Annotated in this window: 22 protein-coding genes; 15 read left to right on the top strand and 7 right to left on the bottom strand. The window is 64.7% G+C overall.

Annotated elements, in window-relative coordinates:
- Positions 1-110: 110 nt before the first annotated feature.
- The 10 genes from PIN01S_RS26305 (at position 111) to PIN01S_RS10080 (ending at position 9,186) form a co-directional block, all read left to right on the top strand.
- A complete protein-coding gene (locus PIN01S_RS26305; RefSeq protein WP_139198559.1) occupies positions 111-320 on the top strand; it encodes a hypothetical protein in 210 nt (69 codons plus the stop codon).
- Positions 317-1,462, top strand: a complete 1,146-nt coding sequence (locus tag PIN01S_RS10120) for a slipin family protein (RefSeq protein WP_084335525.1) — start codon at positions 317-319, stop codon at positions 1,460-1,462. The genes PIN01S_RS26305 and PIN01S_RS10120 overlap by 4 nt, the downstream gene beginning before the upstream one ends.
- A gap of 86 nt (positions 1,463-1,548) precedes the next feature.
- The gene (locus PIN01S_RS10115; protein WP_084335524.1) at positions 1,549-2,769 is read left to right on the top strand and encodes an RtcB family protein; all 1,221 of its coding nucleotides are present in this window, start codon (positions 1,549-1,551) and stop codon (positions 2,767-2,769) included.
- Between the two features lie 4 nt (positions 2,770-2,773).
- Positions 2,774-4,117, top strand: coding sequence for a HEAT repeat domain-containing protein (locus tag PIN01S_RS10110; RefSeq protein ID WP_084335523.1), 1,344 nt, complete (start codon positions 2,774-2,776; stop codon positions 4,115-4,117).
- A 10-nt stretch (positions 4,118-4,127) separates the two neighbouring features.
- On the top strand, positions 4,128-4,745 hold the full coding sequence (locus tag PIN01S_RS10105; RefSeq protein WP_084335522.1) for a hypothetical protein: 618 nt from the start codon (positions 4,128-4,130) through the stop codon (positions 4,743-4,745).
- A 50-nt stretch (positions 4,746-4,795) separates the two neighbouring features.
- Entirely contained in the window at positions 4,796-5,602 is an 807-nt protein-coding gene (locus PIN01S_RS10100) for a nucleotidyltransferase domain-containing protein (RefSeq protein ID WP_084335562.1), read from the top strand.
- Positions 5,599-6,624: an RNA 3'-terminal phosphate cyclase gene (rtcA, locus tag PIN01S_RS10095; protein ID WP_084335521.1), complete on the top strand. Its 1,026-nt coding sequence runs from the start codon at positions 5,599-5,601 to the stop codon at positions 6,622-6,624. The genes PIN01S_RS10100 and rtcA overlap by 4 nt, the downstream gene beginning before the upstream one ends.
- Before the next feature lie 60 nt (positions 6,625-6,684).
- Positions 6,685-7,041, top strand: coding sequence for a hypothetical protein (locus PIN01S_RS10090; protein WP_084335520.1), 357 nt, complete (start codon positions 6,685-6,687; stop codon positions 7,039-7,041).
- A gap of 113 nt (positions 7,042-7,154) precedes the next feature.
- Positions 7,155-8,081 (top strand): D-alanyl-D-alanine endopeptidase, encoded by a 927-nt coding sequence (pbpG, locus tag PIN01S_RS10085; protein ID WP_084335519.1) that lies wholly within the window; start codon positions 7,155-7,157, stop codon positions 8,079-8,081.
- A gap of 139 nt (positions 8,082-8,220) precedes the next feature.
- Positions 8,221-9,186, top strand: coding sequence for an SRPBCC family protein (locus PIN01S_RS10080; RefSeq protein WP_090257194.1), 966 nt, complete (start codon positions 8,221-8,223; stop codon positions 9,184-9,186).
- A gap of 56 nt (positions 9,187-9,242) precedes the next feature.
- Here PIN01S_RS10080 and ettA read toward each other — a convergent pair whose 3' ends face one another.
- Complete coding sequence (gene ettA, locus PIN01S_RS10075) at positions 9,243-10,907, bottom strand: energy-dependent translational throttle protein EttA (protein WP_084335517.1); 1,665 nt, start codon at positions 10,905-10,907, stop codon at positions 9,243-9,245.
- Positions 10,908-11,095: 188 nt separating this feature from the next.
- Here ettA and PIN01S_RS10070 point away from each other — a divergent pair, with 188 nt between their 5' ends.
- Together PIN01S_RS10070 and glyA are read left to right on the top strand one after the other, a co-directional pair.
- Positions 11,096-15,361: a bifunctional diguanylate cyclase/phosphodiesterase gene (locus PIN01S_RS10070; RefSeq protein ID WP_084335516.1), complete on the top strand. Its 4,266-nt coding sequence runs from the start codon at positions 11,096-11,098 to the stop codon at positions 15,359-15,361.
- A 149-nt stretch (positions 15,362-15,510) separates the two neighbouring features.
- Positions 15,511-16,767 carry a serine hydroxymethyltransferase gene (gene glyA, locus PIN01S_RS10065; protein ID WP_084335515.1) on the top strand — a complete coding sequence of 419 codons (1,257 nt, stop codon included), beginning with the start codon at positions 15,511-15,513 and terminating at the stop codon, positions 16,765-16,767.
- Between the two features lie 68 nt (positions 16,768-16,835).
- On the opposite strand, the gene PIN01S_RS10060 is transcribed toward glyA, so the two are convergent.
- Positions 16,836-17,342, bottom strand: a complete 507-nt coding sequence (locus PIN01S_RS10060) for a DUF3015 domain-containing protein (RefSeq protein WP_084335514.1) — start codon at positions 17,340-17,342, stop codon at positions 16,836-16,838.
- A gap of 283 nt (positions 17,343-17,625) precedes the next feature.
- Here PIN01S_RS10060 and PIN01S_RS10055 point away from each other — a divergent pair, with 283 nt between their 5' ends.
- Positions 17,626-18,087 (top strand): methyltransferase family protein, encoded by a 462-nt coding sequence (locus tag PIN01S_RS10055; RefSeq protein WP_084335513.1) that lies wholly within the window; start codon positions 17,626-17,628, stop codon positions 18,085-18,087.
- A 250-nt stretch (positions 18,088-18,337) separates the two neighbouring features.
- A complete protein-coding gene (locus tag PIN01S_RS10050; protein ID WP_084335512.1) occupies positions 18,338-18,706 on the top strand; it encodes a PilZ domain-containing protein in 369 nt (122 codons plus the stop codon).
- A 112-nt stretch (positions 18,707-18,818) separates the two neighbouring features.
- Here PIN01S_RS10050 and radA read toward each other — a convergent pair whose 3' ends face one another.
- From radA to PIN01S_RS10035, 3 genes are all read right to left on the bottom strand, one after another.
- Positions 18,819-20,177 (bottom strand): DNA repair protein RadA, encoded by a 1,359-nt coding sequence (gene radA / locus PIN01S_RS10045; protein ID WP_084335511.1) that lies wholly within the window; start codon positions 20,175-20,177, stop codon positions 18,819-18,821.
- Positions 20,178-20,234: 57 nt separating this feature from the next.
- Positions 20,235-20,507, bottom strand: a complete 273-nt coding sequence (locus PIN01S_RS10040) for an HP1242/YdcH family protein (RefSeq protein ID WP_084335510.1) — start codon at positions 20,505-20,507, stop codon at positions 20,235-20,237.
- Between the two features lie 78 nt (positions 20,508-20,585).
- A complete protein-coding gene (locus PIN01S_RS10035) occupies positions 20,586-20,831 on the bottom strand; it encodes an HP1242/YdcH family protein (RefSeq protein WP_084335509.1) in 246 nt (81 codons plus the stop codon).
- 323 nt (positions 20,832-21,154) lie between these two features.
- On the opposite strand from PIN01S_RS10035, the gene mscL reads away from it, so the two are divergent.
- Entirely contained in the window at positions 21,155-21,571 is a 417-nt protein-coding gene (gene mscL / locus PIN01S_RS10030) for a large-conductance mechanosensitive channel protein MscL (protein WP_084335508.1), read from the top strand.
- A gap of 18 nt (positions 21,572-21,589) precedes the next feature.
- Here the strand turns inward: mscL and PIN01S_RS10025 are convergent, their stop codons facing one another.
- Together PIN01S_RS10025 and PIN01S_RS10020 are read right to left on the bottom strand one after the other, a co-directional pair.
- The gene (locus PIN01S_RS10025; RefSeq protein ID WP_084335561.1) at positions 21,590-22,366 is read right to left on the bottom strand and encodes a ferredoxin--NADP reductase; all 777 of its coding nucleotides are present in this window, start codon (positions 22,364-22,366) and stop codon (positions 21,590-21,592) included.
- A 120-nt stretch (positions 22,367-22,486) separates the two neighbouring features.
- On the bottom strand, positions 22,487-23,476 hold the full coding sequence (locus PIN01S_RS10020; RefSeq protein WP_084335507.1) for a TRAP transporter substrate-binding protein: 990 nt from the start codon (positions 23,474-23,476) through the stop codon (positions 22,487-22,489).
- Between the last annotated feature and the right edge of the window lie 203 nt (positions 23,477-23,679).

Genomic DNA, 23,679 nt, shown 5'->3' with positions numbered 1-23,679 from the left:
AGTCCAGCCCAGGCCATTCGATAGCTCAGTCGGGTAGAGCAGCCCTCGCAGAGGGCCTGTCGCGGGTTCGAGTCCCGCTCGAATACCTGCCCTTCCAAGGCAGTTCACACATGAGCAATACCCGCTGGCGTGGCAAAGGGAAGGACCCGATGCCAGCGCCGATCCGCCCGGCACCGAAGCCGCGCGACGGGCAGGACACGCATCGCAGCCGCAGGACGCGGCGCCGGATCAGGATGATCGCGATGCGGGCCGCCCCGACGTGCCGCGACGGCTGCCCGGCGGATCGGCGAACGCCGGCACTGAAAGGAGAAGAAGAATGAAAATGCTGAAGCGCTTTGTAGTGAAGAAGGACGAACGCGGCCTGCTGTTTTCCGAGGGCGATTTCCAGTCCGTCCTGGAGCCCGGCCTGTACCTGCGCTTCGACCCGTTCAACCGGCTGACGGTGGAGACCTGCAGCCTCAACGCCCCGCTATTCGAGCACCGCATCGCCGGCTACCTGCGCAAGAACGAACATGCCCTGGTCGAGCGCCACTTCGAGCGCATGGACCTGGGCGAGCATGAAGCCGGCCTGCGTTACGAAGACGATGTGCTGGTGGAGATTCTTGCGCCGGGTGCCCGTCGTCTGTACTGGAAAGGCCAGGCCGACCAACGCCTGGAGCGCATCGACCTGCGCCACGGCTACCGGTTGGATGCGGCGCTGGTCGCTGTGCTGACCCAACCCGGTCTGCGCAGCCAGGGCCTGGCGGGCTTCGACGCAGTACTGCTGGTTCAGGTGCCGGCGTTCCAGGTCGGCGTACTCAAGGTCAACGGCGACGTGGCCGAGCTGCTTCCGTCCGGTCAGTACGGCTTCTGGCGCTTCAACCGGCAGATCGGTGTGGAATTGGTGGATACGCGGCTCCAAGCACTGGAAGTCAGCGGCCAGGAAATCCTCACCCGCGACAAGGTCAGCCTGCGCCTGAACTTGGCCGCCAACTGGCGCTACAGCGATGTGCTGCTGGCTCATGCGCGTCTGGCGAAGCCGCAGGAACACCTGTATCGCGAGCTGCAGTTCGGTCTGCGTGCAGCGGTGGGTACCCGGACGCTCGACGAATTGCTGGAGAACAAACAGATCATCGACGAGACCGTGAGCGCTCACCTTGCCCGAAAACTGGCGGATACCGGCCTGGAAGTCAGCGGCCTCGGCGTGCGTGACATCATCCTGCCCGGCGAGATGAAGGCCCTGCTGGCCCAGGTGGTGGAAGCCGAGAAAGCGGCCCAGGCCAACGTGATCCGTCGGCGCGAGGAAACCTCGGCGACCCGCTCGCTGCTGAACACCACCAAGGTGATGGAAGAAAACCCGACGGCACTGCGCCTGAAGGAGCTGGAAACCCTCGAGCGGGTGGCCGAGCGGATCGACCGGATTTCCGTTTTCGGCGGCCTGGACCAGGTGCTGAACGGTCTGGTGAATATTGCACCGCGCTGATCAAAGGCTGTAAGGGGCGACGCCATTCACCCACACGAACATCCGACGGGCTGGTCGATCCAGCCCGCGCAAAGAAGGACATGAACATGAAAGAACACAGCTACCAACTGCTGGAAGTCGCCAACGGCAAGCCGATCAAGCTTTGGACCCAGGGTGTGCCGGTGGAAGAGGACGCCAAGCAGCAACTGACCAACACCGCGAAGATGCCGTTCATCTTCAAGCACCTGGCGGTCATGCCGGACGTACACCTGGGCAAGGGCTCGACCATTGGCAGCGTGATCCCCACCGTCGGCGCCATCATTCCGGCCGCCGTCGGCGTGGACATCGGTTGCGGCATGATCGCCGCCCGCACCTCGCTGGTGGCCGCCGACCTACCGGACAACCTGCATGCCCTGCGCAGCGCCATTGAGAAAGCCGTGCCCCACGGCAAGACCTTCGGCAAGCGCGACCAAGGCGCCTGGTCCGACGTGCCGGACCAGGCCGATCACGCCTGGAAGGCCCTGGCGGGCCGCTTCAAGGCGATCACCGACAAGTACCCGAAGCTGGAGAAGACCAACAACCGTAACCACCTGGGAACCTTGGGCACCGGCAACCACTTCATCGAGGTCTGCCTGGACGAGGCACAACGCGTCTGGTTCATGCTGCACAGCGGCTCCCGCGGTGTGGGTAACGCCATCGGCAACACCTTCATCGAACTGGCCCAGGCCGACATGCGCCAGCACATCGCCAACCTGCCGGACCGCGACCTCGCCTACTTCGAAGAAGGCAGCAAGCACTTCGACGACTACGTGGAAGCGGTCGGCTGGGCCCAGGACTTCGCCAAGCAGAACCGCGCGGTGATGATGCACGCGGTGATCGACGCGGCGCGCAAGGTCATCGGCAAGCCGTTCGAGGCCAACCTGGAAGCGGTGAACTGCCACCACAACTACGTGCAGAAGGAACGCCACTTCGGCCAGGAGGTCCTGGTCACCCGCAAGGGCGCGGTGTCGGCGCAGAAGGGCGAGCTGGGCATCATTCCCGGCTCCATGGGTGCCAAGAGCTACATCGTGCGCGGCCTCGGCAACGAGGAGGCGTTCTGCTCCTGCAGCCACGGCGCCGGCCGCACCATGAGCCGGACCAAGGCGAAGAAGCAGTTCACCGTGGAAGACCAGATCCGCGCCACCGCCCACGTCGAATGCCGCAAGGACAAGGACGTGATCGACGAAATCCCGATGGCCTACAAGAACATCGACGCGGTGATGGAAGCCCAGCGCGAACTGGTGGAAGTGGTGCATACCCTGCGGCAAGTGGTGTGTGTGAAGGGATAGGCAGATGACGAATCCAAAGAACTGGCTGGAGCGGCTGAAAAGCCGCCCCGCCACGGGCAACTACTGGCAGGACTATCGCCAGCGTGAGGCCGTGGCGGTTCTGGAGGCCAATGAAAACAATGGCGACTGGGCCGCCTTGAGCACCTATGGCAACGGTTTCATACGTGAAGCGGCCGTGCGCAGGCTGCTCGAAAGCCCTTCGCCGCAGGCCCTGGCTGCATTGTTGGAACGCCTCAATGATTGGGTTCCACAGGTTCGTGAGTTGGCCATTGAAGGCGTACGGCCATATCTGGTGCCGACGCAGGTGGAAGCGCTGCTGTACTCCTTGAAATCCTTGATGGCCTTGGCCAAGCGTCAGCGTACCGATCACGCCCCGACCCTGGCGGCAGCCCGTGCCGCGCTGCTAGCGCCGGAGGTACGCGTCACCCTGGAGAACGCCTGGCGTGACTCGCGTGGCTCGGAAGCACGCTTCTTGTTCGAATTGCTAGTGGAAGATCTCGAAAACCGCCCGCAATTGCTTCGACGTGCCGTGTCCCACGCTGACATGAGCGTACGACGGATGGCCGTTCAGGCCTGTGACGAACTGTCGGCCGAGCAAGCCGTGCCACTCCTGCTCCGAGCGCTGGAGACACCCGGCGCCAGTGTACGTGTCATGGCCTTGCGCGCCCTACTGGGACATTCCACCGAGCCGCACCCCTATCTGCAAAAGGCTCTGCTGGATGCATCCGCGGCCGTGCGCGCTCTGGCGCTCTGGGCGGCGCCGCGCTGGAACCTGGATCCCCGCTCAGTGCTACGTGAACGTCTGCGACTGGCGCCACCACAGACCAAGCGAGCCTGGCTCGGCGTACTCGGCCTGGCGCATGACCTGAAAGAAACGCTGGATGAAATCTGGCTAACTGCAGCTCGAAACGCCGGTCCGGTAGCCGTACGTCTGGCTTCGCTCGAGTGGCAGGCGGATAACATCCCAATGCTGGTCACAGCACTGAACGACGGCCCGAAAAAAGTCTTTCTGCGAGCAACGGAACTGCTGCGAAAACAATCATGGGAGGAAGTGCAAACATCGCTGGACGAAAGGCTGGTCGAAACCTTGGACAGCGATCGCCGGGACGCCCTGGTCCGCCTGAGACCGGGCTGGCAGCAACTCGCCTACCTGTTGCGCCGTCTGGATGCCGCTTCCCCGCAAGACCATGCAAGCACGCTGGCGCGTTTGGGCGACTGGTGCCTGGGGCAGTATCTGATCGTTGATCCGATGACACCGAAACCCCAGCGCGATGCCCTGCTTGCCCGTGTAAAGGAATTGGAAATGAGCGGCGCCCTGCCCACCGGTTGCACCGAACGACTGAAGTAAGGAGAGACCTATGCTGGTCGTTACGAAACAAGCACACAGCGAAGCGCTGCGCGAACGGATGGATACAGGCGGTTGTGCATTCCAGTTCGTCGTACTCGCCCTCGAGGGCGACGCGACAGTGGACGAGACTCTGCACCGCCAGGCTCTGTGGGCCATGCACGAACAGTTGATGGCCGAATTGCACGCCTGGCACCGACAACTTGTGGCGAACCCTGCCTACGCCAACCAGCCGGCCCCGAGCATCGACTGGCACCCGGAGCGCGCCCTTGCGCGCCGACTGGCTGATGATGAAGTTGCTGGCCTGAGACGGACCGGGCAGTCGTTCTATCGCGCCTTTCGCAAACCGCCCTACGACACGCGGTTCGCGGGCGGGGAGGCCGAAGCCCAGGCCTTGTTCCATGAATGGCTGGACCTGCTCGGGCTTGTGGATGGCGAGCAACCGGAAGTCATCGACTGGACTTCGAACCTGTCCGCCGACGGGATAAGCAAGGCCCTCGATGCCGCATCAAGCGAACCCTGGAGCGACTATTTCGATGCAGGCCTGGAGTGGTGGGGCGTTTGGTGCCTGACCATCTGGAATCCACAGCACAGAACCCTGAGCGTCGTGGTCGCCAGTACGACCGACTGATGGAAGACACCAGATGCATCAAGAACAAACGATTTGGATTGGACGATGAAATGAATAAGGAAGAACGGCATCCGCTACCCGCCCCGATGCGAGAGCGGGTGCTGGAAGAACTGGCGCGCCTGGAACGCGAATGCGACGTCAGCGTGCTCTACGCCTGCGAGTCCGGCAGCCGCGCCTGGGGCTTCGCTTCGCCGGACAGCGACTACGACGTGCGCTTCGTCTATGTGGCGCGGCCCGAGTGGTATCTGCGTGTCGATGAGCCGCACGACGTGATCGAGCGCCCGCTCAGCGACGAGTTGGACGTGAGCGGCTGGGAGCTGCGCAAGGCCCTGCGGCTGTTGCGCAAGTCCAACCCGACGCTACTGGAGTGGCTGGACTCGCCGCTGGTCTACCGCAGTGAAGAACGGACGACCGCCGAACTGCGCAGACTGGCCGAAACCTTCTACTGCCCGCGGGCTACCCGGCAGCATTACCTGTCGATGGCGAAGAAGAACTTTCGCGGCTATCTGCAAGGCGAGGAGGTGCGCTACAAGAAGTACCTCTATGTGCTGCGTCCGTTGTTGGCCGTGCACTGGATCGATCAGGGACGCGGCCGGCCGCCGATGGCTTTCCACGCGCTGCTGGCGACCCTGGACGATCCGGTGCTGCTGGCGGAAATCGACGAGTCGCTCGCACTCAAGCGCCAGGCCGCCGAAACCGCCTATGGCCCTCGGCGCCAGGCGCTGCATGCCTTCATCGAGAAACAACTGGCCCGAGCGGGACAGGACTCGGCACCGGCGCGTCCGGATCAGGACGTCGCCCTGCTCGACCGCTTCCTGCGGGAAACCGTACTGGCCCATGCGGGAGAACAACCATGACGGGCGACTACCTGGAAATCGACGGGTCCATCGGCGGCGGCCAGATCCTGCGCAGCGCCCTGAGCTTGTCGATGGTCAGCGGGCGGCCGTTCCGCATCCGCAACATCCGCTCCGGTCGCAGCCGGCCCGGCCTGCTGCGCCAGCATCTCACCGCCGTGCTGGCAGCGACGGAGGTGTGTGGAGCGGAGGTGGACGGTGCCCAGCTCGGTTCGCAGACGCTGGACTTCCAGCCCGGCGAAATCCGGGCAGGCGACTATCGCTTCAATATCGGTAGCGCCGGCAGCGCCACCCTGGTGTTGCAGACGCTGTTCCCGGCGCTGCTGCACGGGCCGGCGAGCAGCCGGGTGCGGATCGTCGGCGGCACCCATAACCCGGCCGCGCCACCGGCGGATTTCATCGAGCGCAGCTGGCTGCCGCTGCTGCGCCAGATGGGTGCCCAGGTGGACTTCCGCCTGCTGCGCCATGGCTTCGCACCAGCGGGTGGCGGTGAGATCGAGTGCGAGGTGGCACCCGCCCGGTTGACGCCGCTCCATCTCGCAGCACGCGGCGAAGTACTGGAGCAGCGCGCCCTCGCCCTGATCGGCAACCTGCCCGGCCATATCGCCGAGCGTGAGCTGCAACGGGTAGCGCGCCGACTGCGCTGGCCGCAGGAGCAGTTGCACCAGCGCGCGGTGGCGAGCGCCGGACCGGGCAATATCCTGCTGCTGAAGATCGCCTGCACCGATGTCTGCGAGCTGTTCAGCGCTATCGCCCAGACCGGCGTTCGTGCCGAGCGGGTGGCCGACCAGGCCATCGACGAAGCCCGCGCCTGGCTGCTCAGCGAAGCCGCGGTGGGCGAGCATCTGGCCGACCAGTTGCTGCTGCCCATGGCGCTCGCCGGTGGCGGCAGTTTCACCACGCATCGAAGCAGCGCGCATCTGGAGAGCAACATCCAGGTCATCCGCCAGTTCCTGCAAACGGATATCCGCGTGGAGCCATTGAGCGATACCCGGCTGCGGGTGACGATCGGTAGCACCGCTTGACGAATTTCTCACACTCGCTGATCTAGAGTACGCGGCATCCCGTCTTCCGGACGATGCCGCATGCCACGCCCGCTTTTCCCCCTGATCGCCCTTCTCGCCCTGCTGGGCGGATGCCAGTCTTACCATGACTACCTGCTCGCCCAGGGCTATCCGCTCGCCTATGCCGACGGCTTCCAGGACGGTTGCGGCAGCGGCAAGCAGGCCGTGGAGGGCATCGGCCGCTTCCGCAAGGACGTGCCGCGCTACCTGCGTGACCCGCTCTACGCGGAAGGCTGGGGCGATGCCTTCCGCCAATGCCAGACGGAAGCCGAAGCGGCCGAACGGCGCACCTATCTGGAACAGCGGAGCGAACGCGACGAAGCGTGGGAGGAGCACGAACGCAACGCCTTCGCCCACGCGCTTACCGGGCGGAGGTAGACCGTTCGGCCATACCGGATGACGTGTCCGGCCATCGAAAGAACTGCGCCTCACACCATCCAGCCCTCTTATACTGTTAACTACGCCACAACTCATCCAAGACAGACATCGCTGTGAAAAACTTTCGTTCGGCTTCCCGCCTGCTGGCCTTATGCGCAGGCTTAGCCCTTTCGTTGCATGCCCAGGCAGCGGACCCGGTAAAAAAACCCAAAGCCCTCGAACTGGCCTCCGGCAGCGCCCTGGTGGTCGATCTGCAAAGCAATGAGATTCGCTTCGCGCAGAACCCCGACCTGGTGATGCCGATCGCCTCGATCACCAAGCTGATGACCGCCGTGGTGACGCTGGATGGCAAGCAGCCGCTGGACGAACAGCTCAGCGTTTCCAACCACGAAGCGGCGGCGTTGCGCAGTGTGTTCTCGCGGGTACGGGTCAACAGTCAGTTGAGCCGCCGCGAGTTGCTGCAACTGACCCTGATGGCCTCGGAAAACCGCGCCGCCGCAACCCTGGCCCATCACTACCCGGGCGGCACCGCCGCTTTCGTCACGGCAATGAACGCCAAGGCCAAGGCCCTGGGCATGGCCAGCAGCCATTTCGTCGAACCCTCCGGGCTGGACAGCGGGAACGTATCCACCGCACGCGACCTGCTGCTACTGCTGAAGGCGGCCCGCCAGTACCCGCTGATCCTGCAAATGAGCACCACGCGCCAGCAGCAGGTCACGTTCAGCCACCCCCGCTACAGCCTCGGTTTCTCCAATACCAATCCGCTGGTCAGGAACGGCACTTGGGATGTCCAGCTGAGCAAGACCGGCTTCCACAACGAGGCGGGACGCTGTCTGGTGATGATCACGACCATGGCCAACCGGCAGGTGGCCATGGTCCTGCTCGATGCCTTCGGCAAGTACACCCACGTGGCCGACGCCAACCGCCTGCGCCGCTGGCTGGAAACCGGCGTGAGCACTCCGGTACCGGCGGCGGCCAGGAACTATCGGCAGCAGCGCGACCTGTTGATCCGGCAGCAGACGGCCCAGGCGCCCGAATAAGGGCGCCCTTTCAGCGCTCGCCACGGAAAGGCGATTTTGTGAAGCGGCGCTCAGAAAGATATCTCCCGCCGGCGGGCTGAACGCTGCGTCCGAGCCCTCCAGCCGCTATGCTCGCGGCCTCCCTGCCCCGAGCGTGCATATGGATATCCGACGCGAAAAAAACCTGCCCTTTTCCGCCTGGCTGCCGTTCCTGGTTGGCGGAGCCTATGGCTTGCTGCTACGACTGCTGTTTTCCGGCCTCGGCCCGATGCCTGAGGCGATGGCCGGCGCCTTCGTCTATGGCATGCCGTTAGCCGTGGGGGCCGTCACCGTCTACCTGGCGGAGCGACAAAGCCGTCGCGGCTGGCTGTATTACTTCTTCGCCCCCTGGCTGTCGGTGACCCTGTGCGTCGCCGGTGCCGGCCTGACGCTGATCGAGGGGCTGATCTGCATCGCCATGGCCCTGCCGCTGTTCGTCATGATCGGCTCGGTTGGCGGTCTGGTGACGGGCCTGCTGTGCCGCCAGCTCAATCGCCCGCTGCGCTCCGTGCAAGGGCTGACCCTGCTACCGCTGCTGCTGGTGCTGGGCGAAGGGTTGATTCCCGGCGGCAATGGCCTCGACCGTATCGAGCGCAGCGTGCATATCGACGCATCGCCTGATGCGGTCTGGAAACTGCTGCTCAACCCCAGCGACATCCGCCCGGAAGAAGTACGAAGCGGCCTGGCCTATCGCATCGGTGTTCCCGTCCCGGTGCAGGCCCGAACCCTGGATGAGCGGATAGGTGGCATCCGCCGTTCGACCTGGGCGCGCGGCGTGTATTTCGACGAAGTCATCACCGACTGGCAGCCCGGACGGCAGATCGCCTGGCGCTACGCGTTCCACCCGGACTCCTTCCCGCCCGGAACCATGGACGATCACGTGGTGATCGGCGGCCAGTATTTCGACCTGCTGGACACGACCTACCGGCTCACCCCGGAGAAAGGCGGCACCCGGCTGGATATCGAAGTCAGCTTCCGTACCAGCACCAAATTCAATTGGTACGCGATACCGGTGGCCAAGCTGATGATCGGCGACACCGCGGAAACCCTGCTGGGCTTCTACAAAGGGCGCCTGGAAACGAAGTGAGTCACGGATAGACACGCCCCTTTCCCGCCAGGGAAAGGGGCTGTTCGGAGCGGCGGTTACGCCAGCTTCTTGTAGCGCACCCGGTGCGGTTGCGCGGCGGCGTCGCCCAGGCGCTTCTTCCGGTCCGCCTCGAACTCGGTGTAGTTGCCTTCGAAGAAGTACACCTTGGAGTCGTCCTCGTAGGAGAGGATGTGGGTGGCGATACGGTCGAGGAACCAGCGGTCGTGGGAGATCACGATGGCCGAACCGGGGAAGTCCAGCAGCGCTTCTTCCAGCGCGCGCAGGGTTTCCACGTCGAGGTCGTTGGACGGTTCGTCGAGCAGCAGCACGTTGGCGCCCTGCTTCAGGGTCAGGGCCAGGTGCAGGCGGCCACGTTCACCGCCGGAGAGGTCCTTGACGAACTTCTGCTGGTCGGCTCCCTTGAAGTTGAAGCGGCCGACGTAGCCACGCGACGGCACCTCGTAGTTGCCCACCTTGATCATGTCGAAGCCGTCGGAAATCTGCTCCCACACGGTCTTGTTGCCGTCCAGGCTGTCGCGGCTCTGGTCGACGCTGGCGACCTGCACGGTCTCGCCAATCTCGATGGTGCCGGAGTCCGGCTGCTCCTTGCCGGTGATCATGCGGAACAGGGTCGACTTACCCGCGCCGTTGCCGCCGATCACGCCGATGATGGCGCCCTTCGGCACGCTGAAGCTGAGGTTGTCGATCAGCACGCGATCGCCGTAGCCCTTGGTGACGTTGTGGAACTCGATCACCTTGTCGCCCAGGCGCGGACCAGCCGGAATGTAGATTTCGTTGGTCTCGCTGCGCTTCTGGAATTCCTGCGATTGCAGTTCCTCGAAGCGCTGCAGGCGGGCCTTGGACTTGGCCTGGCGACCCTTGGCACCCTGGCGCACCCACTCCAGTTCGGCCTTCATGGCCTTGGCGTGGGAGGCTTCCTGCTTGGCTTCCTGGGCCAGGCGGGCGGACTTGGATTCCAGCCAGCCGGAGTAATTGCCCTCGTAGGGAATGCCGTGGCCACGGTCGAGTTCGAGAATCCAGCCGGCGACGTTGTCGAGGAAGTAGCGGTCGTGGGTGATCGCCACCACGGTGCCGGGGAAGTCGTGGAGGAAGTGTTCCAGCCAGGCGACCGAGTCGGCGTCCAAGTGGTTGGTCGGTTCGTCCAGCAGGAGCATGTCCGGTGCCGACAGCAGCAGGCGGCACAGCGCCACGCGGCGCTTCTCGCCACCGGAGAGGTGTTCGATCTTCGCTTCCCACGGCGGCAGGCGCAGGGCGTCGGCGGCGACTTCCAACTGACGTTCCAGGTTATGGCCGTCAGCGGCCTGGAGGATGGCTTCCAGCTTGGCCTGCTCGGCGGCCAGGGCGTCGAAGTCGGCGTCCGGCTCGGCGTAGGCCGCGTAGACCTCGTCCAGGCGGGCCTGGGCCTGCTTGATCTCGCCCACCGCCTCTTCGACGATGTCGCGCACCGTCTTGCTCGGATCGAGCTGCGGCTCCTGCGGCAGGTAGCCGACCTTGATGCCGGGCATCGCCCGGGCTTCGCCGTCGATCTCGGTGTCGACGCCGGCCATGATGCGCAGCAGGGTGGACTTGCCCGCGCCGTTCAGGCCGAGCACGCCGATCTTGGCGCCGGGGAAGAAGGAGAGGGAAATGTCCTTGAGGATTTCACGCTTCGGGGGCACGACCTTGCTGACCCGATGCATGGTGTAGACGTATTGAGCCATGGATGACCTTGGTTCTGTGACGAAAACATGAAAACGGATGGCGGGGACGCTGGCGGCGCTCCCGCGCGCGTGCGGCAAAGCTACCGGAATGCGCCCCGGAGGGCAAACGACGCTCGTCGGCAGAGCTGGCACTTTGCCAGTTTTCTAGGCATGCTAACTTCCCCGCGCGTGATTCAGGCACGTGCGTCATGCCGTTACGCAGGACTCCGTTTTCCGTGCCGAAGTCTCCGTCCACACTACCGCGAACCCCCGACGAGACTCCGTTCCCTGCGCGCGGATCGGTCAAGGGTGTGTTGGTGGTCCTGCTGCTGCTCATGCTGGGCCTGTTGCTTTGGCAACTGCAGCAGGAATTCGGCCAGCAGCGCGAAAGCCGGCGCCAGCGCAGCCTGGAATACAGCAGCCAACTGGCCGGCCACCTGTCCCTCACCCTGGAACTGAAAGCCCATGCCGCCCTCGCCCTGCTGCGCCAGAGCGCCTTGCTGCCGCCCCCCCAGGGCGAGAACCGCGAAGCACTGATCCGCAGCCTCCGCCACCTGTTCCCGGGGCTGCGCAGCCTGGCCTGGCTGGATGCCCAAGGCCGGCCGTTCGTCGATAGCGCCACCGGGGACGACGACGTCGCGTTCCTCGCCGCACTGGTCGAGCGCAACCGGGATCACCCCTACCACTTCGCCTTCGATAACCGCCGCGACGGGCAGTTCTACCTGCTCCTGCGCCAGTCCTCGAAGAACGGCGCCAGCGACTACTGGGTGCTGCGCCTGCCGGCACGCTCGATGGCCGATTGGCTGCGCGACCTGCACAGCCAGGCACACCGCTGGCTGATCGAAGACCGCCTGAGCCAGCGTGTCATCGCCCGCCTTCCGCAGACGCCGGGCCAACCGACGCTCGCCACGGTCACCGCCGAAGAGCAGGCGCAAAGCATCTTGGTATCGCCGCTGGACGGCAGCGACTGGCAACTGCGCGCGCTGTTCGACGAACGCAAGCTCGGTAGCGAGGTACTGCCGGGCCTGGCCGGCAAGCTGCTGCTGTTCCTGTTCTGCAGCGCCCTCGCCTGCGTCGCCCTGTTCGGCCTGCAGCGCGAACAGCGCATCCTGCATGAACTGAATGCCGCCTCGCGACGCTCGTTGCGCTATGCCGCCAGTGCCCTGCGCGCCATCGAGGAACGGGTCCTGGTCACCCGTGTCGATGGCCTGCTCATCTACCTCAATCCGCAGGCCGAGCAGTTGTTCGGCCTGAGCGGCGGCGAGATCCAGGGGCACCACCTGCTCGACCTGCTGCCCGACCTCGACCCGCTGCTCTTGCACGGTGCCACCTTCCACAGCAACCTCGACCCGGACCTGGTGGAAGTGACCCAGCACGGTATGCGCCGGCTGTTCGCCGTGACCCGCAGCGATCTCGGCGACGACCATGCCCGCTCGGGCTACGTCTGGGTGCTGCGCGACGTCACGGAAAAACAGCAGGCCATGCGCGTGCTGCACGAAACCCGCCGCCGCTACCAGGACATCTTCGAAGGGACCGGCATCGCCCTCTGCGTGCTCGACCTGGCCGGCTTGCGGCGCTTCCTGCTGCAACAGGACCTGCGCGGCAGCGAAGCGCTAGCCAATTGGCTGGCCGCCCATCCGCAGCGCCATCAGGAATTGCTCCAGCACCTGCGTTTCACCGAGGCCAACCAAGTGGCACTGCGCCTGCTCGGCGTCTCCACCACCGAGCAGGTCTGGCATCACCTGGTGGACAGCGGCCCGCTGCACCCCGGCGGCATCCGTTTCCAGTTGATCGCCGCCGTGCTCGGCGAACAGAACCATCTGGAAATGGAAACCCGGATCGTCACGCCGCAGGGTGTGGAACGCCACCTCTGGCTGGTCCTGCGCCTGCCGGAAATGATCCAGGACTACCACGCGGTCACCCTGAGCATCAGCGATATCACCAGCCGCAAGCGCATCGAACTGTCGCTGATCGAGCGCGAGCGCTTCTGGTCGGAAGTCGTCCGCGCCGTTCCGGACACCCTCTACGTGCACGACATGAGCAGCAAGCGGGTGATGTTCAGCAACCATCACCTGGGCCTGCGCCTCGGCTACGACAAGGACGAGCTGAAGGAGATGGGCGAGCACTTCTGGGAGCGCATCCTGCACCCGGACGATTTCGAGTACTACCGGCGCATCCGCAACCTGCAGCAGGTGGTCGGCCAGAACGTGCTGCTCGAATCCATCCTGCGCTGGCGCCACAAGGACGGCAGTTGGCACTGGTTCAGCATCCGCGAACAGGCGCTGTCGCGCGACGAGGAAGGCCGGGTCAGCCGCCTGATCGGCGTGGCCAAGGACATCACCGAGCAGATCGAGGCCAGCGACTCGCTGCGCGACAGCGAGCGCCGCTACCGCATGCTGGCGGAGAGCATCAGCGACGTGATCTTCTCCACCGACAGCGAACTGGAGCTGAACTACGTCAGCCCCTCGGTGCAACCGGTCCTCGGCTACAGCGCCGACTGGGTGCTGGCCAACAGCTTCCAGCGGCTGGCCGCCAATCCGCGCCAGTTGGCGGAACTCTACGCCATGCTCAACCGCGTGCGCGGCGCCCTGGGCGACCCGCAGCGGATGGCCGAACTGCGCAACCAGTTGCCGACCGAGCCGCACCTGTTCGATTGCCTGCGCGCCGACGGCCGCAAGGTTCCGGTGGAGCTGCGCCTGGTCCCGATGTGGGACGAGCACGGCCGCTTCGAGGGCATGCTCGGTGTCGGCCGCGACGTCAGCCAGCAGCGCCGCGCGGAAAAGGAACTGCGCATGGCGGCCACCGTGTTCGCCCATTCCACGGCGGCGATCCTGATCACCGATCCGGCGGGCTACATCGTGCAGGTCAACGAGGCGTTCTGCCGGATCACCGGCTACGACAGCGCCGAAGTCCTCGACCAGTTGCCGAACCTGCTCACCGCCGACCGTCAGCAGGCCAACCACCTGCGCTATATCGTCAAGCAGCTCGACCAGCGCGGCAGCTGGGAGGGCGAGATCTGGCTCAAGCGGCGCACCGGCGAAAGCTATCCGGCCTGGGTCGGCATCACCGCCGTGCAGGATGGCGAAGGCGACCTGGTCAGCTACGTGTGCTTCTTCAGCGACATCAGCGAGCGCAAGGCCAGCGAGCAGCGCATCCATCGCCTGGCCTACTACGACGCCCTCACCCACCTGCCCAACCGCACGCTGTTCCAGGATCGCCTGCACACCGCCCTGCAACATGCCGAGCGGCATGACGAATGGGTGGTGCTGATGTTCCTCGACCTCGACCGCTTCAAGCCGATCAACGACTCCCTCGGCCACGCCGCCGGCGACCGCATGCTCAAGGACGTGGCGCTGCGCCTGGCCGCCTGCGTCGACGAGGACGACACCGTGGCACGCATGGGTGGCGACGAGTTCACCCTGCTGCTGCAACCGCGCGCCACCCGCGAAGGCGCACTGAACCGGGCCATCCACGTCGCCGAGCAGATCCTCGCCAGCCTGGCGCGGCCATTCATCCTCGAGGGCCGCGAATTCTTCGTCACCGCCAGCATCGGCATCGCCCTGGGCCCGCAGGACGGCCAGGAACTCAGCCATCTGATGAAAAACGCCGACACCGCGATGTACCACGCCAAGGAGCGCGGCAAGAACAACTTCCAGTTCTACCAGGCGGAGATGAACGCCAGCGCGCTGGAGCGCCTGGAGCTGGAAAGCGACCTGCGCCACGCCCTCGACCTGGGCGAATTCCAGCTCTATTACCAGCCGCAGTTTTCCGGCGACGGCAAGCGCCTCACCGGTGTCGAGGCGTTGCTGCGCTGGTACCACCCGCGCCGCGGCCATGTGCCTCCAACCGACTTCATCCCGGTGCTGGAAGAGCTCGGCCTGGTGGTCCAGGTGGGCGACTGGGTGCTTTCCGAAGCCTGCCGCCAGCTCAAGCGCTGGCACGCGGCGCGGGTACGGGTGCCGAAGATTTCGGTGAACATCTCCGCGCGCCAGTTCGCCGACGGCCAGTTGGGCACCCGTATCGCCCACATTCTCCAGGAAAGCGGCATCCCGCCGGCCTGCCTGGAGCTGGAACTGACCGAGAGCATCCTGATGCGCGACGTCGGCGAAGCCATGCAGATCCTCGCCGGCCTCAAGCGCCTGGGCCTGTGCATCGCGGTGGACGACTTCGGCACCGGCTACTCGTCGCTGAACTACCTCAAGCAGTTCCCCATCGACGTGCTGAAAATCGACCGCAGCTTCGTCGATGGCCTGCCCTACGGCGAACAGGACGCACAGATCGCCCGGGCCATCATCGCCATGTCCCACAGCCTGAACCTGGCGGTGATCGCCGAAGGCGTGGAAACCCAGGAACAGCTCGACTTCCTCCGCGAACACGGTTGCGACGAGGTACAGGGCTACCTGTTCGGCCGGCCGATGCTCGCCGAACAATTCCAGAACCACTTCGGCGGCGCCGCCCTGTTCGTCCTCAGCTGACCGCTCTCCGCTCGCTTGCCGCTTGCCGCTGCTTTTCTGATGAACCCCGCTTGTCTGTCACATGACCGACCTTCATATGCCTGCCAGCGACGGATGGGGTAGAATCTGCGCCCTCTCACTACCGCCCAGCTGATTCTCAGGGGATTGCCATGTTCAGCCGTGATTTGACCCTCGCCCGCTACGATGCCGACCTGTTCGCCGCGATGGAGCAAGAAGCCCAGCGCCAGGAAGAGCACATCGAGCTGATCGCCTCCGAGAACTACACCAGCCCGGCGGTGATGGAAGCCCAGGGTTCCGTCCTGACCAACAAGTACGCCGAAGGCTACCCGCACAAGCGCTACTACGGCGGCTGCGAGTACGTCGACATCGTCGAGCAACTGGCCATCGACCGCGCCAAGGAGCTGTTCGGCGCCGACTACGCCAACGTCCAGCCGCACTCTGGCTCCCAGGCCAACAGCGCGGTGTTCCAGGCGCTGGTCAAGCCGGGCGAGACCGTCCTCGGCATGAGCCTGGCCCACGGCGGCCACCTGACCCACGGCGCCAGCGTCAACTTCTCCGGCAAGATCTACAACGCCGTGCAGTACGGCCTGAATCCGGAAACCGGCCTGATCGACTACGACGAAGTGGAGCGCCTGGCCGTCGAGCACAAGCCGAAGATGATCATCGCCGGCTTCTCCGCCTACTCCCAGGTCCTGGATTTCCCGCGCTTCCGCGAGATCGCCGATAAAGTCGGCGCCTACCTGTTCGTCGACATGGCCCACGTGGCCGGCCTGGTCGCCGCCGGCGTGTACCCGAACCCGGTACCGCTCGCCGACGTGGTCACCACCACCACCCACAAGACCCTGCGCGGCCCGCGCGGCGGCCTGATCCTGGCCAAGGCCAACGAAGAGATCGAGAAGAAGCTGAACTCCGCCGTGTTCCCCGGCGGCCAGGGCGGCCCGCTGATGCACGTGATCGCGGCCAAGGCCGTGTGCTTCAAGGAAGCCCTGTCCTCCGAGTTCAAGGCCTACCAAGAGCAAGTGGTGAAGAACGCCCAGGCCATGGCCCAGGTGTTCGTCGACCGCGGCTTCGACGTGGTCTCCGGTGGCACCCAGAACCACCTGTTCCTGCTCAGCCTGATCAAGCAGGACATCACCGGCAAGGATGCGGACGCCGCCCTCGGCCGCGCCTTCATCACCGTGAACAAGAACGCCGTACCGAACGACCCGCGCTCGCCGTTCGTCACCTCGGGCCTGCGCATCGGCACCCCGGCCGTGACCACCCGTGGCTTCAAGGAAGTCGAGTGCCGCGAACTGGCCAACTGGATCTGCGACATCCTCGACCACATGGGCGATGAGTCCGTGGTCGACCGCGTACGCGAGCAGGTTCGCGCCGTCTGCGCCAAGTTCCCGGTGTACGGCAAGTAAGCGAAGCGTTGAAGAAAAAAGCCCGGCCATGAGTGCCGGGCTTTTTCATTCGCGATCGGTGGATACCATCAGGCAGGCTGCCTGGCGTAACGCGCCAACTGCTTGTCGCGGCTCATCACATCCAGCGTAGCGGCCAGCACCTGCTCACCGGTGACATCGGGGGACGAGAAAATCCGGTCGAAATTCTCCTGGGTCACCTTGGCGAAGTGAGCCCGGTCGGCCTGCTCGATCCCCAGCAGCGTGGCATAGGCATCCAGCGCCTCGCCCTGCCCCAACGCCATGTCTTCGGCAATGTTGTCGAGCATGCCGTTCATGGCCAGGATCGAACGTCCGCCGTAGCCCAGCTTGACGTTGGTGTCGCAGCCATTGGTGCCGGAGGTCATGCCGAAGGTGGCGTTGCCCGAAGTGCCGTTGGTGGTGGTGGCCAGCAAGTGGGGGATCAGGCCGCGCTGGCCCTCGAACAGCATGTTGCCCCAGCCGCAGCCGTTGCCGCCGGCCGCATCCGCGTGGGCCGCCACGCTGGCCATGCTCATCAAACCGAAGATCAGGCCCTTGCCTAACAGTCGCTTGTCCATATTGCGCTCCGTCATTTTTAGGAAACAAAACCGCCTAACAGGCCGTTGAAAAACGTAGGCGAGGCAGCCGAGACAAGGCAAAAACGGCCGAAAAAGCGGAGTTTACATGCTGTAAATGAGCATTTTGACTGGGCTCGCATCCGAGGTCGTTTTTAACGCAGTATCGGCAACGTAGGTAGTTTTTCAACGGCCTGGTAAGGAGCTTTGGCGACACTCCCCTCCCTGTCAAACCGAAGCCGGAAGGCCCTACACTGCGCCTCATGTCATCGCCAGGAGGCCCCCCATGGCTGTCCGCTCCGCTGGAGTCACCCTCGCTCCGCCGCTGATCTACCTGATTTTCGTCCTCTTCGCCTGGGCCCTGAGCCGTCAGTTGCCGATCCCGCTGCCGGACAACGATTGGACCCGTTACGCCGGCTGGGGACTGATCGATGCGGGGCTGTTGCTGATGATCTGGGCCGCCTTGCTGATGGCCCGCCACAAGACCACCATCAACCCGTTCCGCAAGCCGCAGCAACTGCTGGAAAAAGGCCCTTTCCGCTTCTCGCGCAATCCCATCTACCTGGGCGATACGCTGATCTATTGCGGCATCGGCCTGCTGCTCGCCAACCTCTGGCCCTGGCTGTTGCTGCCTTTGTTGATCGTTTGCATGAACCGCGGGGTCATCCGCTACGAGGAAAGCCTGCTGACCCGGCTGTTCGGCGATACCTACCGGGCTTATCAAGCCCGCGTTCGCCGCTGGCTGTGAGAGCCTATTCACGATCTGCTGCGCGTCGGCCCTACTGCGTTGAAAACAGGCTCGGAATGCTCATTTACAGCTGTAAACTCCGCTTCCTCGCCTGTTTTCGCCTTGCAGGGCTCTAGCTCGCGAGATCGTGAATTGGCTCGCACGGCCAAACCTTGCTGCCGGGTAAAGGTCCCATGTTTTGCGGAGCGAGCGCCGGGTGGGTCTCGACCAGCTTGGCTATAGTGGATAGAACCCGCAGAGGAACCCCGTGATGAACGAGCCTGCCAATGAGCGTCGACGCTTCCACCGCGTCGAGTTCGACGCCGATACCGAACTGAGCCAGGGCGACCGGCGCTGGAAGGTCGTCCTGCACGACCTGTCGCTGAAAGGCCTGCTGGTGGAACGCCCGCAGGGCTGGAACGGCGACCCGAACCAACCCTTCCTGGCGGACATCCGCCTGAGTTCCGATATCCACGTACGGATGGAAGTGGTCCTGACCCGGACCCAGAACGAGCAGCTCGGCTTCGTCTGCCGCCACATCGATCTCGACTCCATCAGCCATCTGCGCCGGCTGATCGAACTCAACCTGGGCGACGAAGACCTGTTGGAACGCGACCTCGCCGCTCTTGGGGAGACTTGAAAGCAGCGGCAAGCTTCAAGCTGCAGAAAAAGCAGCACGGTGAAGACCTTACCCCAACGTCAGGCACCACTCGGCTTTCTTGCCGCTTGAAGCTTGCAGCTTGCCGCTGTTTTTATTCAAAAAGCGCATCCAACGCCTGTTCCAGGCGTGTCACCGCAATCACCTGCAAACCGGCCGGAGCTTCCTTGGGGGCGTTGCCCTTGGGCACGATGGCGCGCTTGAAGCCATGTTTGGCGGCTTCCTTGAGACGCTCCTGGCCGCTCGGCACCGGGCGGATTTCGCCGGACAGGCCGATCTCGCCGAATACCAGCAGGTCGTGCGGCAACGGCCGGTTGCGCAGACTGGAGATCACCGCGGCCATCAGCGCCAGGTCCGATGCGGTTTCCAGCACCTTCACCCCGCCGACGACATTGAGGAACACGTCCTGATCGTAGGTGGGGATACCGCCATGCCGGTGCAGCACGGCCAGGAGCATGGCCAGGCGGTTCTGGTCCAGGCCCAGGGTCACCCGGCGCGGGTTGGCCAAGTGACTGGTGTCCACCAGCGCCTGTACTTCCACCAGCATCGGCCGCGAACCTTCCCAAGTGGCCATGACCACGCTGCCGGGCACCGACTCCTGGGCGCGGGTGAGGAAGATCGCCGACGGGTTGGAAACCTCCTTCAGGCCCTTGTCGGTCATGCCGAACACGCCCAGTTCGTTGACCGCGCCGAAGCGGTTCTTCACCGCCCGCAGCAGGCGCAGGCGGCCATCGGACTCGCCTTCGAAATACAGCACCGTGTCCACCATGTGCTCCAGCACGCGCGGCCCGGCCAGGGCGCCCTCCTTGGTCACGTGGCCGACCAGGAACACCGCCGTGCCGCTCTGCTTGGCGAAACGCACCAGCAACGCCGCGCTCTCACGCACCTGGGCGACGCCGCCGGGAGCGGACTGGAGCTGCTCGGTGAAGATGGTCTGGATCGAGTCGATCACCATCACCTTGGGCTGCTCGCGCCGGGCGGTGGCGATGATGGTTTCGATGCAAGTCTCGGTCATGACCTTCAACCGATCTTGCGGCAGGTCCAGGCGGCGGGCGCGCATCGCCACCTGCTGCTGGGATTCCTCGCCGGTGACATACAGCGCCGGGAAGCGCTGGGCGATGTTGCAGAGGGTCTGCAGGAGGATGGTGGACTTGCCGATACCGGGGTCGCCGCCGATCAGCACCACCGAGCCATCGACCAGGCCGCCGCCGAGTACGCGGTCCAGCTCACCGGACGCGGTGGAAAAACGCGGCACCTCTTCGACGCTGACTTCCGCCAGGGTCTTGATCTGCGCCTGGTCGCCGGCCCAGCCGGTGCGCCCGGAGGGCGTCGCCCCCTCCACCACGGTTTCCACCAGGGTGTTCCACGCACCGCACTCGCCGCACTGGCCGGCCCATTTGGGGAAAGTGGCGCCGCACTCGGTGCAGCCGTACATGCGCTTGGCCTTGGCCATCGCGAACTCCTGTCGGAAAAACGAAAGCTCGCATGATAGCCGCAGGCGGCGCGGGGATCAGCCTCCGCAGCAGCCGCAGCAGGCGCCACCGGCCTTTTTCTTCAGTTTGCGCGCCAGTTCGTCCTTGAGCAGCACGCGCTGCTGCTTGAGCGCGGACAAGCCGGCATCGTCGAGCGTTTCGGTGCCCTCCTCGATGCGGCAGATGCGCTTGTCCAGCGCTTCGTATTCGTCGGCCTGCTGGGCGAAGTGGCTGTCGGTTTCACGCAGGCTGTGCAGTTGCTCGCGCAGCTCGGGGAAATCCTTGATCAGCGGATGGTGTTCGACGTGCATGGAAAAGCTCCTCAAGCGAAAGAGCCTCCAGCCTAGCCGCGCCTTCCGCCGCCCCCATTGACGCCGATCAAGCGCCCCTCACCCACCGGCCTGCTTGAGACAGGCGGCGATCTCGTCCTTGAGGATCACCCGCTGCAGCTTCAGCCCCTGCAGCGACAGGTCGTCCAGGGTCTCGCGACCGTCCTCGATCAGGTAGATGCGGCGGTCCAGCGCCTGGTACTCCTCCGCCAGGCGGGAGAAGTTGACCGATGTCTGCAGCAACTGCCGCATTTCGCTGTGGTATTCCGGGAATTCGCGCGACAAAGGATGATGCTCGAGTGGCATTGGCTGTCCCTCCGGTCCATTGCAGTACTCAGCCTAGCGCAGCGACGGCGGGATGGCCTGCGGCTATCGGTTTGGCCCTCCGCTTTTCCGCCGTGTGGCTTCAGGTGCGCGGTCCCGGAGACCTTTGCAGCCCCGCGCATGAAGCCGTGCGAGATTCCATGGGGAAACGGGAGGTACGACACGGCGAGACGCGGCCGTTTCGGGAACCACGCCGGGGCGTCCGGGTCATTAACTCGGGCCGACGTGCTGGCAGCGAGCCGGCAGACCGCGTCCGGCTGGATTAAACTGCCCGGCATCTTCAGTCAAAAACAGGGAGTACCCGCATGAGTCTGCTCAGTGAATTCAAGGCCTTCGCCGTGCGCGGCAACGTGGTCGACATGGCGGTCGGTATCATCATCGGCGCAGCCTTCGGCAAGATCGTGTCGTCCTTCGTCGGCGACGTGATCATGCCGCCACTGGGCATCCTCATCGGCGGCGTGGATTTCTCCGACCTGGCCATCGTGCTCAAGGCCGCCGAAGGCGACGTCCCCGCCGTGACCCTCTCCTATGGCAAGTTCATCCAGACAGTGGTGGACTTCATCATCATCGCCTTCGCCATCTTCCTGGGCGTGAAGGCGATCAACCACCTCAAGCGCAAGGAAGCCGAAGCCCCCAGCGCCCCGCCGGCGCCGAGCAAGGAAGAACTTCTGCTGACGGAAATCCGCGACCTGCTGAAGGCGCAGAACGACCGCCAGGGTTGACGGCCGTACTCCACGCGCCTACCAGTAGTTCTCCACCGCCACCTGCCCGGGCCGCCGGGTCAGGCTGAGTTGCATGCCGCGGGTTTTCAGCAACGCGCGGCAATCCTCGATCATCTGCGGATTGCCGCACAGCATCAGGCGCGAATGCTGCGGGTCCAGCGCCAGGCCAGCGGCGCGCTCCAGTTCGCCGCTCTCGATCAGCGTAGTGATCCGCCCGTGCAGCGCACCGGACACTTCTTCCCGGGTGACCACCGGCAGGTAGGCCAGCTTGCGGCCCGCGCCCTCCAGGTAGTCGCGCGTGGGTATCTCCCGGATCAGCGCCTGATAGGCCAGCTCGCTGGCGGTACGGGCGCTGTAGACCAGCAGGATGCGCTCGAAGCGCTGCCAGACTTCCATGTCCTGCAGGATCGAGAGGAACGGCGCCAGCCCGGTGCCGGTGGCCAGCAGCCAGAGGTCGCGTCCGTCAGGGAAGCGGTCCAGGGTGAGGAAGCCGAAGGCCTGCTTGTCCACCAGCAGCGGATCGCCAACGCGCAGGCGGCTCAGTTCGCTGGTGAACTCACCGCCCGGGACCACGATGGAAAAGAACTCGAGGTAGTCGTCATGGGGTGCCGAGACCATCGAATAAGCACGCCAGACCACGTTGCCGTCGGCCTTGCGCACACCCAGGCGGGCGAACTGGCCGGCACGGAAGCGGAACCCGGAGGCCCGCGTACAACGCAGGCTGAACAGGTTCGGCGACCAGCTATGGACGTCCAGTAGCGTCTCGCCGGTGTACTTGTCTTCGCTGGCTGTCATGTCCGCCCCCAGGGGATTCGACTCGACGGTGGCACGACCGGCAACGCTGCCGGCCATGCCGCGCCCATCCAGTGTCCCCCAAAGCACGCGCAGCAAACACCCTCGGACAGCAGGGCCTTATCAGCGGCGGTTGACGATCCGGGCCGCGCGCAGCACGTCGGGGCCGATATCCGCCTCGTACTTCTGCCAGATCGGCTCCATGACCTGGCGCCAGGCGGTGCGCTCCTGCTCGGTAAGCGGGATGACCTTGGCGTGGCCAGCGGCGATCACCTGCTCACGGCTCTTCCGGTTCAGCGCCTCGGCTTCCTTGTTCACCGCGAAGGTCACTTCGTCGATGATCGCGTCCAGCTCCACGCGGGTCTGGTAGGGAATGCTGGCCCAGAACTTGGAGTTGCTGATCAGCATGTAGTTGAGCGTGCCGTGGTCGCTTTCGGTGATGAACGGCTGCACGGTATCGAACTTCTGGCTGCTGATGTTCGACCAGGGGTTCTCGGTGCCCTGCACCACTCCCGTCTGCAAGGCCTTGAAGGTTTCGGCGAAGGCCATCTTCTGCGACTTGGCACCGACCGCGGCGAACTGCGCTTCCAGCACACTGGACGGCTGGATACGGAAGTTCAGGCCACGGGCATCGGCCGGCAGGTGCAACGGCCGATTGGCCGAAAGCTGCTTCATGCCGTTGTTCCAGAACGCCAGCCCCTGGATGCCGTGCTTGCCCATGGAGCGCAGCAGCTCGCGACTCTTGTCGCGCTTCATGAAGCGCTTCACCGCTTCCAGGTCATCGAACAGGAACGGCAGGTCGAACACCTGCAACTGCTTGGTGTAGGGCTCGAACTTCGACAGCGACGGCGCCAGCAGCTGGACCTTGTTCTCCAGCAGGGCCTTCATTTCGTCGGCATCGCCATAGAGCGTGGAGTTCGGGTAGACCTCCACCTTGACCTTGCCGGCCAGGCGCTCGTCCACCAGCTTCTTGAACAGCAGCGCGCCCTTGCCCTTGGGCGTGTCGTCCGCCACCACATGGGAAAACTTGATCACGATCGGGCCATCGTCGGCCAGCGCCGGTCCAGCGGCCAGCACGGCAGCGATAGCCGCCGTGGCGATAAGCTTCAGCATTGGGTATCCCCTTTTTCGCAAGGCCGACACCACAGGCTTGTGGCCCCCGGGTCGGAAGAAAAACGAAAATGACCCGCGGCGGAGCGTTACGCTGCCGGCCCGGGACTCATCAAACCGGCACGGTGTTTCCGTCCTTGTTTATTATTGGTGTCTTGATCCGGCAGGACCGTCCGGGCGCCACCCGGCACCTGAACGATCGGTCG

The organism is Pseudomonas indica NBRC 103045, from assembly GCF_002091635.1.
In the GTDB taxonomy this organism is placed as follows: Bacteria; Pseudomonadota; Gammaproteobacteria; order Pseudomonadales; family Pseudomonadaceae; genus Pseudomonas_M; species Pseudomonas_M indica.
The sequence above is the reverse complement of the archived record's forward strand: the minus strand, read 5'-3'. Positions and strand labels throughout refer to the sequence as shown.